This window comes from Dactylosporangium fulvum (genome assembly GCF_025137375.1).
Classification (GTDB): domain Bacteria; phylum Actinomycetota; class Actinomycetes; order Mycobacteriales; family Micromonosporaceae; genus Dactylosporangium; species Dactylosporangium fulvum.
Map to the genome: position 1 here is coordinate 8,653,215 of NZ_CP073720.1, position 14,325 is coordinate 8,667,539.

A 14,325-nucleotide genomic window follows, 5' to 3' on the forward strand; every position below is an offset into this window, starting at 1 on the left:
TGCGCGACCAGGCCCTGCGGCCGGCTCCCGACTTCGAAGATCGCGAACTAACCGCGATCACGTCCCAACCAGCTTGACCTTGGTGGGAATCCGTGCCCCTGGCCACGGATTCCCACCAAGGTCAACATTCTCGACCACGGCCGAGCCCGACACTTCGCCCTCTGGAGCGCCAAACGCCCATAATCGCGAACCTATCGCGATCATGGACGACGACGGCGGCGAGCGAACGTGAGCGCCACCGTCGAGCCGCCCCGCACCCGTGACGCCGGCGAACACGCCACCCACCCTCGCCCCTAACCTCCATGATCGCGGACTTATCGCAATCATGAGCGAGCAACAAGCGGGCCGAACCCGAACACGCGCCCGCCAAGAACCCACGCCTCCATGATTGCGAACCAATCGCAATCATGAGCGAGTGACGGGCGGGCCGAACCAGCGAGTAACGGGCGGGGCGAACCCGAGCACGCACACGCCGCAGTCCCGGTCCCCGGATTCGAAGATTGTGAACTTACCGCGATCACGGCCAGAGCAAGCCACGACAGGTGAGCGTTGCATTCGGACAAACTGCCATATAATCGACCATCCCACCGGGCGCGAGACCGGGGCGCCGCAGACCGGCCCGAGGTCGGAACGGGCTGCCGACAAAAGGAGCAAACCCACCGCGCAGGCCCTGACGCGCACCAGCGGATCCGAGCTGTGAAATATCGCATCCGGCCCTGCGGGTCCGGCGATCGCGGTGCGACGATCAGGGAAGACAGCCCGGGGACCCCAGCATGGGGCCTCGAGGACCAACAAGGAGGACATCGATGTCCGAAGTCCAGTCCCTCTATGGTGGCGCCGTCAATCGCCGCATTCGCACGAGGGATCTGATCGCCGCCAAGGAGCGCGGCGAACGGTGGCCCATGCTCACGTCCTACGACCAGTACACGGCAGGCATCTTCGATGCTGCCGGCATCCCCGTCCTGCTCGTCGGCGACTCCGCGGCCAACAACGTCTACGGCTACGCCTCCACGGTTCAGATCACCGTGGAAGAACTGCTACCGCTGGTCCGCGCCGTCGTCCGGTCGACGAGCCGGGCACTGGTCGTCGGGGACCTGCCCTTCGGCTCCTACGAGGAGGGGCCGGCCCAAGCCTTGCGCACCGGGGTCCGGTTCATGAAGGAGGGCGGCTGCCACGCCGTGAAGCTCGAAGGAGGCGTACGGGTCGCGCCGCAGATCGCCGCGCTCACGAACGCGGGGGTCCCCGTCATGGCGCACATCGGCTTCACCCCGCAGAGCGAGCACACGATCGGCGGCTACCGCGTCCAGGGCCGTGGCGACGCGGCCGAGAGCGTCATCGAGGACGCCCACGCGGTCGCCGAGGCGGGCGCGTTCGCGGTGGTGCTGGAGATGGTGCCCGGCGATGTCGCCAAGCGTGTCACCCACGAGCTGCGGATCCCGATTATCGGCATCGGCGCCGGTGCGGAAACCGACGCCCAGGTCCTCGTCTGGCAGGACATGGCCGGACTGCGCGCCGGCAAGACACCGCGGTTCGTCAAGCAGTACGCCGACCTGGCCGGCGCGCTGGCCGAGGCGACCCGGACGTTCGCCGACGAGGTCCGCTCCGGCGCGTTCCCGGCACAGGAGCACACGTTCTGAGGACGCGGAACAGAAGGAAGTAGGCCCGCAACAGCAAAGAAGACCCCTGGCTAGAACCTGAAGTGCGAGACCAGCTGGCGCAGGTCCTGCGACATCTGCGCCAGCTCGGCCGCCGCACCCTGCGCGCGCCCGACGCCCTGCGTGGTCGTCGTCTGGGCGTCCGCGACCCCGGCGAGGTTGCCCGCGATCCGCTCGGCGCCGACCGCCGCCTCCGAGACCGACCGGCTCATCTCGGCGGTCGTCGCCGACTGCTCCTCGACCGCCGAGGCGATCGTCGCCTGGTACTGGTTGATCTCCTCCACGACCGCACCCATGCGCCGGATCGCCTCGGCCGCGGCGCCGGTGTCGGCCTGGATCGCGGTGACCTGCTGGCGGATGTCCTCGGTGGCCTTCGCGGTCTCCTGCGCGAGGTCCTTCACCTCGTTGGCGACGACGGCGAAGCCCTTGCCGGCCTCGCCCGCCCGGGCCGCCTCGATCGTCGCGTTGAGCGCGAGCAGGTTCGTCTGCTCGGCGATCGACGTGATGAGCTTCAGCACCGCGCCGATCTCGGTCGAGGAGCCGGCGAGCCGGTCCACCTTCTCGTTCGCGGCGCCGGCCTCCCGGACCGCGCCGGAGGCGACCCCCGCGGCCTCGGCGGCGTTGCGGGCGATCTCCTGGATCGACACGCCCATCTCCTCCGCGCCGGTGGCGATCATGCCGACGTGCCGGGACACCTCGTTCGAAGCGTTCGAGGCGTCGGTCATCTGCCGGCTCGTGGTCAGCGCGGCGCCGGAGATGCCGTCGCTGACCTCGGACAGCCGGCGTGAGGCGTCGGCGAGGGCGTCCGAGCTGGTGCTGACCGCGGCCAGGGAACGGCGGATGCTCTCCGTCGCATCGTCGAGGCTGGCCGCCATCCGACCGATCTCGTCGCGGCCCCTGACCCCGGCCTTCCTGGTCAGGTCGCCGCGGGCCAGCCCCTCCAGAACGGTGCGGACGCGGCGCACCGGGCCGCTGATCGCGCGGATGACCGGGATCGACAGCAGCAGGAAGAAGACGATGCCGACGACGATCACGCCGATGGTCGCCCACCGCGCCGTGGCCCGGGTGGTGGCCATGGCGTCGCGTTCCGCGGCGACCCGGGCGTCGATCAGATCCTGCAGAGCGCCGAGCTTGTCGTCCACGGCGTGGTTGCGCTCGGCGATCTCCGGCTCGCGTGACCGTACCGACGCCTGATCCCGCTGCGCGTCCCGCACGAACGTGTCGATGAAGGTGTTGAACGCCAGGGCGTCGGCCTTGATGTCGTCGAGCGCCGCCCGCACGTCGCCGGGCAGCGTGAGGGCGTCGAGCTCGGCGAGCACGTCGGTGACCGAGGCCAGGTCGTCGGGGAGGTCCTGGATGATCGGCCCGACATCCGGCTCGGCAACCGACCGGTAGGCGTCGACCTTCAGCTCCGCCTCACGGGTGTCGAGGTGGTGCACCATGCCGCTGGCGGCTGCCAGTGTCCGCACGACCTCGGCCTGGTCGCTCAGCCTGATCTGCGCGTAGACGCCGGTGCCGCCGGTGGCCACCGAGACCACCACACCGGCAACACAGAGCACACCGATCTTCTGGACGATGCCGAGGTTGGCGAAAACGGCCATGCTGACCCCATTCACGCGATATGTGCGGATGTATCCGTGACATCGGCCACTCGCGTGCGGGGTTGAAGGATTGCCGAGCGCCTACAGCGACACCTCGAGCCTTTCGAGGCCCCTGATGACGTAGCCGGGCTTCCACTCGGGCTCCTGCGCCAGCCGCAGGCCGGGCGCCTTGTCCAGCATCGCGCCGAACGACGCGGCCAGCTCGATACGGGCCAACGGCGCGCCCAGGCAGTAGTGGATGCCCGCGCCGAACGAGATGTGCGGATTCTCCTTGCGGCGCAGGTCGAGCCGCTCCGGATCGCCGAACACCGCCGGGTCGTGGTTGGCGGAGCCGAACAGCAGCGCGACCTCACTGCCGCGCGGGATCGGCACGCCATGGACCTCGATGTCCTCCAGCACCCACCGCTCGAACATCTGCAGCGGTGTGTCGTACCGCATCAGCTCCTCGATCGCGCCGGGCAGCAGGTCCCGGTTCGCGCGCAGGAGCTCGAGCTGGTCGGGGTTGCGCAGCAGCGCCCACCAGCCGTTGCCGGTGACGTTGACGGTCGCCTCGTGACCGGCGTTGAGCAGCAGCACGCAGGTGCCGATCAGCTCGTCCTCGCTGAGCCCGTCAACGGCGGCGAGCGCGCTGACGAGGTCGTCCTGCGGGTCGGCCTTGCGGGCACGCGCCAACGCGCGCAGGTAGTCGGAGAACTCCTCCGAAGCCCGTACCGCGGCGTCGGCCGCTTCCCGGGACGGATTCAGCTCGTACATCCCGCACATCGCCGCCGACCACGGCCGCAGGTTGTGCCGGTCGGCCTCGGGGATGCCGAGCAACTCGGCGATGACCGTCACCGGCAGGGGCTCGGCCACCTCGGCGATCAGGTCACCGCCGCCGTTCTTGACGAACGCGTCGACGAGCCCGTCCGCGAGCCGCTGCACGACCGGCCGCAGCGCCTCGACGCGGCGCGGCGTGAACGCCTGCGACACCAACCGGCGCAGGCGGGTGTGGTCGGGCGGCTCGCGGTCGAGCATGCCGTTGTTGTTCAGGTGCCAGAACGGCTCCTGGTAGGCCGGTGGCTCCGGCCGGTCCATCTCGGCGTGGGAGAAGACGTGCAGGTAGCTGCGGCCGAGCCGGCGGTCCCGCAGCAGGGCGTTGACGTCCTCGTGGCGCGAGACGAGGTACTGCCGGGAAGGCTCGAACCAGCTGACCGGCTCGTGCTCCCGCAGCCAGGCGTAGGCCGGGTAGGGCCGCGCGACGAACTCCCGCGACCACGGGTCGAACAGTTCGGCGGCGGTCACAGATCGGTCACCCGGATCCCGGCGTGCGCCTTGTACCGCTTGTTGATGGCGATGAGGTTGGCGGTCAGCGCCTCGACCTGACCCGCGTTGCGCAGACGCCCCGCGTACACCCCCCGCATCCCGTTGATCCGTGCGGCGAGCGCCTGCACCTGGGAGGCGGCGTCCCGGTCGTCGCCGAGCACCAGCACGTCGAGGTCGACGACGTCGACGTCGGGGTCGGCCAGCAGCACCGCGCTGACGTGGTGGAACGCGGCGCACACCCGCGCCTCGGGCAGCAGGGTCGCGGCCTGCTCGGCGGCGCTGCCCTCGGGAACCGGCAACGGGAACGGGCCCTGCTTGTCGAAGCCGAGCGGGTTGACGCAGTCGATCACGATCTTGCCGCCCACCAGCAGCGGCGCGAGGTCCGCCACCGTCGACGCGTGCCCCTCCCACGGCACCGCCACGATCACCACGTCGGCCTGGCAGGCGAACGGGTTGTCACCGCCCTCGACGAGCTCGGGCGTCACCCCCGGCATCTCACGCAGCTCCGCGGCCGCGTGGGCGCCGCGCTCGGTGGACCGGGAGCCTACGAAAATCCGCTGACCGGCCCGGGCGAACCGGTAGGCGAGACCGCGGCCCTGCGGGCCCGTGCCGCCGAGAATGCCGACGGACAGCCCGGAAACGTCGGGCAGTTCGATCTGGTCGTAGCTCATGCCTCCAGTTGTACCCTGTCGAACCGCACCCTCCGCCGGGCCGGGTCGGCCTCGGCCAGCCGCACCCGGATCCGCTCCCCCAGCGGCAGTGCCTCACCCACGCAGCGCGCCCGCACGGGCGGCTCGTCGAGCGCGATGGTGCCCCGGTCACCTTTCGGCTCCACGTCGAGGACGGCCGCGTCGAACTCCTCACCCACGCGCCCCGCGAGCAGTACGGCCTCGGTGAGGTCCACGGCACCCCGCTCGGCCGCCCCGGCGACCCGGTCGGTGCGGCGCATCACCTCGGGCAGCTTCGGCAGCGCCTCCCGCGCCCACACGGGGACCTCAGCGCCCGAGAACAGGGCGAGGCACACCTCAGTGACGTACCGGTCGGCCAGGCGCCGCAGCGGGGCCGTCACGTGGGCGTACGGCGCGGCCACGGCGGCGTGCAGCGGCTGCTCCGGCTCCGCGCCGTCGAAGGCCGTGTAGCCGGCGCCGCGCAGCATCTCGCCCGCCTGGTCCAGGAACGCCGCCGCACGGGGCTGCGCCGGGTCCAACACCGCGATCACCTGCCCCGGTGAGGCTCCGTCCGGCCACGGTACGCGCAGTGCCCGCGCCGCCAGCCGCAGCCGATCGACGACATCGTCCGGCGGCGCCGGCATCGTGCGCAGCAGCCCGACCTTGCCGTCGAGCATGACGCGCGCCGCGGCCATGCCGGTCAGCAGCGAGATCTGCGCGTTGTACTCCTCCACCGGCACCGGCGCCCGCAGCGTCAGCCGCCAGCCGTCGCCGTCCGGCTCGACCTCCTGCTCGGGCAGCGGCAGGTCGACCGCGCCGCGCTGCAGGCCGCGCTCCACGAGCAGCTTGCCGACCTCCGGCAGCAACGCGACGGACTCGTGCGCGGTGCCCGCGTCGACGTCGTGCTGGACCTGCTCGTAGTGCAGCTGAGCCCGGCTGCGCACACGTGCCCGCTCGACCGTCACCGCGGTCGTGACGCCCTCGGCGTCGAGGTCGATCGTCCACAGCACGGCGGGCCGATCGGCGCCGGGCAGCAGGCTCGCGGCACCCTCGCTGAGCACCTGCGGGTGCAGCGGCACCTTGCCGTCGGGCAGGTACACGGTCTGGCCGCGCTCCCGCGTCTCCGCCTCCAGCGCACCGCCCGGCGTGACGAACGCGGCGACGTCGGCGATCGCATACCAGACCCGGTAACCGCCGCCGTCGCGGCGCCGCAGCAGCAGCGCCTGGTCGAGGTCCTTCGACGTGGGCGGGTCGATCGTCACGAACGGCAGGTCGGTGCGGTCGGGACGGTCGTCGAAGCTCAGCTTCGCGGCCACCTCGGCTTCCTCGACGGCGGCGGCGGAGAACCCGGTCGGCAGCCCCAGCTCACGGCGGAGCTCGGTGAAGTCGATCCGCGGGGCGAGTACTCGGCGGGAGGTCACCGGTCAGTCATACCAGTCGTCCGGCTGTCCGGACATTGGTCGATCGTCGCGGACGCCGCCCGGAGAACGGCAGAGGCGCGGCCCGTGCCGGGCCGCGCCTCTTGTGTGGTGCTCCGAGCGTGGTGTTACGGGTGGGCCAGGGTGGCCCAGTCGGCGGCCGTCATGCTCGACGCCTCCTCGGGGTTGTTGCCGTTCTCGCGGCCGGGGATGGCCTCGGTCTCGGCACCCGACACCGAGGCGGCCGGAGCGCCCTCGACGTCCCCGACGCTGCCGGCGTCGAGACCGCCCTCGGACACGACCGCCGGCGGTGCCGGATCGGTCGCGGCCGGCTCGCCGCCGGCGGCCACCACGGCGCCGGCCGCGACCGGCTCCGTGATCTCGGCGGCCTTCTTGGCCGGGGCCTTCTTGGCCGCCGTGGACCTCGCGGCGGTCTTCTTCGCCGCCGTCGCCTTGGCCGTGGTGACCTTCGCCGCCGTGGCGGTCTTGGCCGGAGCGTCGGACTTGGCCGGGGTGGCGGACTTGGCCGGAGCGTCGGTCTTGGCCGGGGTGGCGGACTTGGCCGGAGCGTCGGTCTTGGCCGGGGTGGCGGACTTGGCCGGGGTGGCGGACTTGGCCGGGGTGGCCTTGGCGGTCGTGGCCTTCGCCGTCGTGGCCTTCGCCGTCTTGGCCGGGGTCGCCTTCGCCGTCGTCGCCTTCGCCGTCGTCGCCTTCGCCGTCTTGGCCGGGGTCGCCTTCGCGGTCGTGGCCTTCGCCGTCTTCGCCGGCGCCGTCTTGACCGCCGCCTTGGTGGCGGTCGACTTGGTGGCCGCCTTGGTCGCGGCCTTGGTCGCCGTCTTCGCCGGAGTGGCCTTGGCGGTCGTCGACTTCGCCGCCGCGGTCCTGGCCGGAGCCGCCTTGGTGGCCTTGGCGGTAGTGGCCTTCGCCGCCGTCTTGGCCGGGGCCGCCTTGGTGGCGGCCTTCTTCGCCGGCGCGGCCTTCGCCGTGGTCTTCCGGGCCGCAGCCGTCTTGGCGACCGCCTTGGTGGCCGTGGTCTTCTTCGCCGGGGCCGCCTTGGCCGTCGACTTCGCCGCGGTCTTGGCCGGAGCCGCCTTGGTGGCCTTCGCCGCGGTGCTCTTGGCGGCGGTGCTCTTCGCCGCCGTGCTCTTCGCCGCGGTCGTCCTCGTCGCCGTCTTGGCCGGGGCGACCTTCGCCGCCGTCTTCTTCACGGCGGCCGCGGCCTTGGTGGCCGTGGCCTTGGTCACCTTCGCCGCCTTGGTCGCCACCGCCTTGGCCGCCGACTTCGCCGGGGCCGCCTTGGCCGCCGTCGACTTCGCCGCCGTGCGCTTGGCGGCCGCGGTCTTGGCCGGAGCGGCCTTGGCCGTGGTCTTCTTCGCCGCCGCAGCCTTGGTGGCCGCCGTGCTCTTCGCCGCGGTGGTCCTCTTCGCCGCCGTCGCCTTGGCCGTGGTCTTGGCCGGCGCCGCCTTGGCCGTGGTCTTGGCCGCGGTCTTGGCCGGAGCGGCCTTGGCCGTGGTCTTCTTCGCCGCCGCAGCCTTGGTGGCCGCCGTGCTCTTCGCCGCGGTGGTCCTCTTCGCCGCCGCCGTCTTGGCCGGCGCCGCCTTGGCCGCGGCCTTCGCGGTGACCTTCTTCGCCGGGGACGCCTTGGCCGCGGCGGCGGTCGACCGGGTGGTCGCCTTCGCCGGAGCGGCCTTGGCAGCCGCCGTCGTCTTCTTCGCCGCCTTGGCTGCAGGCGTCGCCGTCTTCGCTGCCGTCTTCTTCGCCGCCGGAGCCGCCGCCGTCGTCTTCTTAGCCGCCGCCTTGGCCGCAGGCGTCGCCGTCTTCGCCGTCGTCTTCTTCGCCGCCGGAGCCGCCGCCGTCGTCTTCTTAGCCGCCGCCTTGGCCGCAGGCGTCGCCGTCTTCGCCGTCGTCTTCTTCGCCGCCGGAGCCGCCGCCTTCGTTGCCGACTTCGCCGCCGTGGACTTCGCCGCCGGGGTCGCCGTCTTCGCGGCCGCCGCCGTCGACTTCGCCGCCGGCTTGGCCGCCGTCGACCGGGTGGACGACTTACCGGCCGACGCCGCCTTCGCCGCGGGGGTCGCGGCCGCCTTCGCAGCCGTGGAACGCGCCGCAGTGGACTTGCGGGCGGTGGTCCCGGTCGACGGGGTCACCGTCGAGGTCGCCGTCCGGCGGGACGCCGAAGCGGCGACCGTCTTCGCGGCCCTGGCGGGGGCCGTCGACGTCACAGGGGTCGCCGAGGTGTCGGCGGCCGGGCTCGTTGCGGCCGCGCGCGTTGCGGCCGATCTCGTGGTGGCCTTCTTAGCTGCGGCCATCGTGGTCCTCCTGGAGGAGACTCTCCCGCGTCCTGCGGGATGTTCGCGGTTGGGTTGTGCGGGTGGACGGTTTGCTCTGCCGGTTGTGCCCGGGCGGTTCGCGGTCGCCCCTGCGCCGGCCTTTCGCTAGTGCTTACCTTCCCACCGTTCGTCTTCGGCGTCCCACGCCTCGTTGCGTTCCCGGACTTTGTCGAGCGCTAGTTCGGCCTCTGACGCCGAATCATAAGGGCCCAGTCGATCCCTTCCGGCGCACATGTCGGCCTCGGACTCGACCCGCTGGTGAGAAAGGCACCAGTAGTACCGCTCAGCACCGCTGCTGCTCATGACATCACTGTGCACCGCAAACGAAACATGCGCCACCGAAACCGGCAAATAGCTGGTTGGGATTCCACAGTAGACGCAACCGGCCGACACCGGTCGCAGACACGCAGAGCACGCCGTACCGAGGCCGCGGAGGCCCGAACCGAGTCCGGGAATCCCTTGTGCGACAAGGCTTCCGGCGATCATGACCGACAGCGAAATCCCACCGCGGGCGGGGAAATGGGGTACCGATCCTGTGTCCACCATCACCCGAGGGTGAGCCGAACGGAGGAAGCACATTCGAGTCGTCCGGTCGACCCTCCGGTCCTCGTTCGGAGACGAACGAGGAAGCGTCCACCGTGGACGGCACGCCCTGGGAGCGCCGTCGGGACCGCTACGACCCGGGTGCCCGCCACCGTCCTCGCCATCGGCGACTCCGCGGACACCGACGACGTCGCCGCGCACCTCGAGGGCGGCCGGCTCGTGCGTGCCCGGGACGGGCGACGGCCCCTGCCGGTCCACACCGCACCGGACGCGGCGGTCCGCGACGTGACCCGCCACCTCCGCGCCCGCGCGCTGACGTTCGTCCGGTTCGGCCTGCACGTGGGCGACCTGCCGCACGACGCCGAGCGGCCCGCCGGACCGGTCGTGGACACCGCCCTGCGCCTCGCCGACCGCGGCTCCGCGCGAGCTGTGGGTGTCGCCGGCTGTCCGGGACCTGACGGCCGGCTCGCCGGTCGCCCTGGAGCCGGTCGACGACCTGACGTACCGCGTGCGGCTCGCCTGACGGGACGGTGCGCCGGTGCCGGGGCACCCGCCGCGCCTGATTCGGACTGCGGGAGAATTGCCGTGTGACCTTGCATGCTGACGAGCTGCCCGAAGTCCTCGCCGTCACGCCGCTGACGGCGCCACCCGACGCGTCTCTGCGCCCACCGGGCTCGAAGAGCATCACCAACCGGGCACTGATCTGCGCGGCGCTCGCGCCGGGGCGCAGCACGCTCACCGGGGTGCTGTTCGCCGACGACACCCACGCGATGCTCGACGCCGTCCGCGCGCTGGGTGCCTCGCTGACCGTCGACGAGGCCGCCCGAACCGTCGTCGTCGAAGGGATCGACCCGCGCACCGCGACCGGTGCGGTGGCCGTCAACGCGCGCCAGTCCGGCACGACGTCGCGGTTCATCCTGCCCGCAGCGGCGCTGCGCCCGGCCCGCGGTGTCGTCGACGGCACCCCGCAGCTGCGCGCGCGGCCGTTCGGCCCGCTGGTCGACGCGCTGCGCGAGCTCGGCGCGACCGTCGAGGACCTCGGGGAGCCCGGCTTCCTGCCGGTCGCGGTGACCGGCCCTGTGGCGGGCGGCAAGGTGGCGCTGCCCGGGCACATCTCCAGCCAGTACCTCTCGGGCCTCATGATGGCCGGGCCGCTCATGACCGACGGGCTCTCCGTCGAACTGACCTCCCAGCTCGTCTCGGTCCCCTACGTCGAGGCGACCGCCGCGGTCATGGCCGCGTTCGGGGTGACGGTGGACGGGCTGCGGGTGCAGCCGGGTTCGTACCGGCCGACCGAGTACGACATCGAGCCCGACGCGAGCGCCGCTTCGTACCTCCTGGCGGCCGCGGCGATCGGCAACGGCCGGGTCACCGTCGAAGGGCTCGGTTCGCGGAGCCTCCAGGGCGACGTGCGGTTCGCGGACCTGCTGGAGCAGATGGGCGCCCGCGTCGAACGGACCGAGGACCGGATCACCGTGACGGGCACCGGAGCGCTGCACGGCATCGACGTCGACATGGCCGACATCTCCGACACCGCGCAGACCCTCGCCGCCGTGGCGGTGTTCGCCGACTCCCCGACGCGGGTGCGCGGCATCGGCTTCATCCGCGGCAAGGAGACCGACCGGATCGGGGCGGTCGTGACCGAGCTGCGCCGGGCCGGCATCGACGCGGTCGAGGACGCCGACGGGTTCACGGTCAACCCGGGCACGCCCGCGCCGACAGCCTTCGAGACGTACGAGGACCACCGGATGGCGATGAGCCTGGCGCTGCTCGGTCTCCGGGCTCCTGGCGTCCGCATCAAGGACCCGAAGTGCGTCGCGAAGACCTACCCCGAGTACTTCGTCGATCTGGCCCGGCTCTCTGCGGCGTGAGCTCCGTGCCGGTCGAGCGGTCGGCCAACTGCCGGGCGGCGGCCGGCGATCTGCGGGCGGGTCCCGCCGCTGCCGGCGGCCCGCCCGCGGACCCGATGCTCACACCACCGGGTCGAAGCGCAGCGCTTCCCAGCTGCCGCCGCTCACCCCGCTGGACTTCATCATGCTGTACGAGGCGCCGGTGTAGTCGAGACGGCAGGTCCAGAACGTGCCGCGGGAGACGTTGCGCAGGAAGTAGTTGCCGCCCTCCGACCACACGTCGAACGTCTCCCAGACGTCGACCCACTGACCGCGGCCGCGCAGGACGCCGTAGTTGGCGCCGGAGTAGTTGAACTCGGCGGTCACGAGGTATCCCGACGCCGCCGTGAGGTACACGGTGCGGCCGCCGTCCTGCGAGCAGATGCTGAACTGCTCCCAGCTCCCGCGGGAGCCGAAGGCGGTGCGGGCGCGGAGCATGTTGTGCAGGGAACCGGTGTAACCCTGCTCCTCGGCGATGTACCGGCCCGCGCGGACGCTCCAGATGTAGTACCGGCGGCAGTAGGCCAGCCCGGGCACCGTGGTCGGCGCGATCGCGAGCGCGGTCGCGCCGCCGGCTGCGGGAGCGTTCGCGGGCGTGGCTCCGGTCATGTCGATCCGGGCAGGCTTGAGGCCGCCCATGTCGACGGCGCTCGGCGCCGCGTGCTCTTCGGCCTGCGCGACCGCCAGCGGCGTGGCGATCGCGACGGCCGCGACGACACTGAGGACGATGGCGAGACGCGCCCTGATGCGTGGCACTGCGACTCTCCTGAAGCGTGTCCGGGCGGTCACGACGACCGCGCACTGTGGCCATGCTCCGCATGCTCGTCGATGCGCGTCAAGCGAGGAAAGCCGATCTTAAGAGCAACCTGAGCCACGCTTAGCGGCGCGCCGCGAATGCGTCCTCGGGGCCGTCAGCGTTGTCCTGGTCGACCTTGGCCCGCCACACGGCGGTCGGCCGCTTCACGCCTCGATCCAGCGGTTCACGAGGGACACCACGGCCGCCTTGTGCAGCTCGATGCTCTCGCGGTCCGGGAACGTCACCACGCCGCGGTCGGACGCCGGCCACGTCAGCAGCCCGGCGGGATCGTCGAACGTGAAGCCGGCGGCGTCGGACCGGACCTTGGCGCCGCGGTGGAAGATGAGCTGCACGCGGTCGCCGGGCCGGAGCCGGAAGGTCACGCGGTCCTCCCCGCCGTAGCGAAAACTCGGGGCGTTCCACTTCACCTGCTCCGAGATGGCACCGTTCGACGCCAGGATCGCCGACCGCAACTCCTCGACGCCGGCCTTCATCGGGTGGTCCAGCTTCGCCATGAAGTCGTCGACCGCTCCGGACCTGTTCGACACTTGCCACGTCCTTCCCGAACCGCACTCAGCCGCCTGCTCCCGGCACCGGTCTCCTACCGGCCACCGGCCGCGGAACCATTGTCCACAGCCGATGCGGCCGGGTGGGCACAGTCGGCCGCACGGGGACCGGCGAGGATCTCAGGATGATCCTCTGCCCCAGCCGGACGACCTGACCTCACTGGTCCTGCGCACCGACTTCAGCGACGACGCAGCATGGGACGCGCCGCAGGCGGCGATCGGCGCCGCCCGTCTTTCCCGCTGTCCACGGCTGCGTTGAGGATGCCGCACAGGCGGGTGAGCACGGATGCTGAGCGCCAGGTTGCCGTCATCCACGGCACGGGTCCCACTCCCGAATCGCGCCGGGCTGGATCGCGGCGAGTCGCCGCCGGCCGAAGAACAGCAACAGGTGCCTACGCACCCGGTACTCGACCGCTTCCCGGGTGGAGGCGTCCAGACGCGCCGCTCAACCACTGCTCGACCTAACGATCATTGATCGATGGGCGGTTCCGGTCGTCGCCCTGCCGGACCGGTCGCCGGCCGGACCCATAATCGCGCAGGCTCGGTGTTGCTTCGTGGGTTCCGGCTGGTTGTGTCCGTGATCGCGGAGGCTCGGCGTTGCCGCGAGGGTTCCGGCCGGTTGTAGCTCATGATCGCGATCCGTTCGCAATCACGCCAAGCACGGCGGTCGCAGTTTCATGGTCACGGAGACTTGGTGTAGCCAGGGAGCCTGTTGCGTAATTCGCTGGGACAGCGTCGGCGGCCCAACTACGCGCCGATCTTGGAGTTGTGGCGCCATGAACCTCCGAATTTGTCCGGATTTGTCAAGGACCACAACTCCAAGATCGGCGCGGTTGTCGGGGGTTGACGCGCGAGGGATCCGAATTGCGCGACAGGCTCCAGGGGTGCATCAACTCTCCGTGATCATGTGAAGAATCGCGTCAAGCGGGCGTCGCGCCGAGCCGCAGCGCCGGGCCGCGCCGGGCCGCGCCGCAGAGCCGGGCCGCAGAGCCGGGCCACAGCCGGGCCGCAGAGCCGGGCCGCGGCGCCCGTGGCGCGACACCCGTGGCGCGGGGCCGGCCGCGCTCCGCGCTTGGCCCGACCCGGGTTCCTTGATCATCGGAAACATCTGGCTGCCCAGGCAACCCGAAGTTTCCCTTGATCTACGAACCGCGGCCGCACCACCCCGGCCGGGCCCAACCGCCGCACCCGTGATCGCGAACGCATCGCAATCACGGCCACAAACCGGCCGGAACCCACCACGACAACCCCCATCGATCTGATCGCGGAGGCTCCGCGGGACGGTAAAAAGATCTTGACAGTCCCGGCTCCGCCGCGACCACAATCACGAGCGCCGCGACTGGCGCGGTCGGGCGGTTCGGCCACCAGTTTCATGATCGCGAAGCGTTTGTGCACCCCTGGCTACACAAACGCTCCGCGAGCATGAAACTGGCTGCCCGGTCCCACGCGCTTCGCCCCGGCGCTCGGCCATGATTGCGGCAAGTTCGCGATCACGTGTGCTGAACCCAGGGCGTATCAGAAGAGGGCCGTGGGGCACATGGGCACGGATCGTGCGACCAT

11 protein-coding genes are annotated in these 14,325 nt (G+C 71.6%); 4 read left to right on the forward strand and 7 right to left on the reverse strand.

Annotated elements, in window-relative coordinates:
• The first annotated feature begins 806 nt into the window (after positions 1-806).
• A complete protein-coding gene (gene panB, locus Dfulv_RS39760; protein WP_259858965.1) occupies positions 807-1,637 on the forward strand; it encodes a 3-methyl-2-oxobutanoate hydroxymethyltransferase in 831 nt (276 codons plus the stop codon).
• Positions 1,638-1,687: 50 nt separating this feature from the next.
• Here the strand turns inward: panB and Dfulv_RS39765 are convergent, their stop codons facing one another.
• From Dfulv_RS39765 to Dfulv_RS39785, 5 genes are all read right to left on the reverse strand, one after another.
• Entirely contained in the window at positions 1,688-3,256 is a 1,569-nt protein-coding gene (locus Dfulv_RS39765) for a methyl-accepting chemotaxis protein (protein WP_259858966.1), read from the reverse strand.
• 81 nt (positions 3,257-3,337) lie between these two features.
• On the reverse strand, positions 3,338-4,537 hold the full coding sequence (locus Dfulv_RS39770; RefSeq protein WP_259858967.1) for a cytochrome P450: 1,200 nt from the start codon (positions 4,535-4,537) through the stop codon (positions 3,338-3,340).
• Positions 4,534-5,229, reverse strand: a complete 696-nt coding sequence (npdG, locus tag Dfulv_RS39775; protein WP_259858968.1) for an NADPH-dependent F420 reductase — start codon at positions 5,227-5,229, stop codon at positions 4,534-4,536. The genes Dfulv_RS39770 and npdG overlap by 4 nt, the downstream gene beginning before the upstream one ends.
• The gene (locus Dfulv_RS39780) at positions 5,226-6,647 is read right to left on the reverse strand and encodes an RNB domain-containing ribonuclease (protein ID WP_259858969.1); all 1,422 of its coding nucleotides are present in this window, start codon (positions 6,645-6,647) and stop codon (positions 5,226-5,228) included. Before Dfulv_RS39780 ends, npdG begins: the two co-directional genes overlap by 4 nt.
• Before the next feature lie 125 nt (positions 6,648-6,772).
• On the reverse strand, positions 6,773-7,888 hold the full coding sequence (locus Dfulv_RS39785) for a hypothetical protein (protein ID WP_259858970.1): 1,116 nt from the start codon (positions 7,886-7,888) through the stop codon (positions 6,773-6,775).
• Here Dfulv_RS39785 and Dfulv_RS39790 point away from each other — a divergent pair.
• The 3 genes from Dfulv_RS39790 (at position 7,875) to aroA (ending at position 11,385) form a co-directional block, all read left to right on the forward strand.
• Positions 7,875-9,080, forward strand: coding sequence for a hypothetical protein (locus Dfulv_RS39790; RefSeq protein ID WP_259858971.1), 1,206 nt, complete (start codon positions 7,875-7,877; stop codon positions 9,078-9,080). The two genes, Dfulv_RS39785 and Dfulv_RS39790, sit on opposite strands and share 14 nt — an antisense overlap.
• 575 nt (positions 9,081-9,655) lie before the next feature.
• Positions 9,656-10,105, forward strand: coding sequence for a hypothetical protein (locus Dfulv_RS39795; protein ID WP_259858972.1), 450 nt, complete (start codon positions 9,656-9,658; stop codon positions 10,103-10,105).
• Positions 10,102-11,385 (forward strand): 3-phosphoshikimate 1-carboxyvinyltransferase, encoded by a 1,284-nt coding sequence (gene aroA, locus Dfulv_RS39800; RefSeq protein WP_259858973.1) that lies wholly within the window; start codon positions 10,102-10,104, stop codon positions 11,383-11,385. Before Dfulv_RS39795 ends, aroA begins: the two co-directional genes overlap by 4 nt.
• A 99-nt stretch (positions 11,386-11,484) precedes the next feature.
• Here the strand turns inward: aroA and Dfulv_RS39805 are convergent, their stop codons facing one another.
• Both Dfulv_RS39805 and Dfulv_RS39810 read right to left on the reverse strand, forming a co-directional pair.
• The gene (locus Dfulv_RS39805; RefSeq protein WP_259858974.1) at positions 11,485-12,159 is read right to left on the reverse strand and encodes a fascin domain-containing protein; all 675 of its coding nucleotides are present in this window, start codon (positions 12,157-12,159) and stop codon (positions 11,485-11,487) included.
• Between the two features lie 204 nt (positions 12,160-12,363).
• The gene (locus Dfulv_RS39810; protein ID WP_259858975.1) at positions 12,364-12,747 is read right to left on the reverse strand and encodes a DUF1801 domain-containing protein; all 384 of its coding nucleotides are present in this window, start codon (positions 12,745-12,747) and stop codon (positions 12,364-12,366) included.
• Between the last annotated feature and the right edge of the window lie 1,578 nt (positions 12,748-14,325).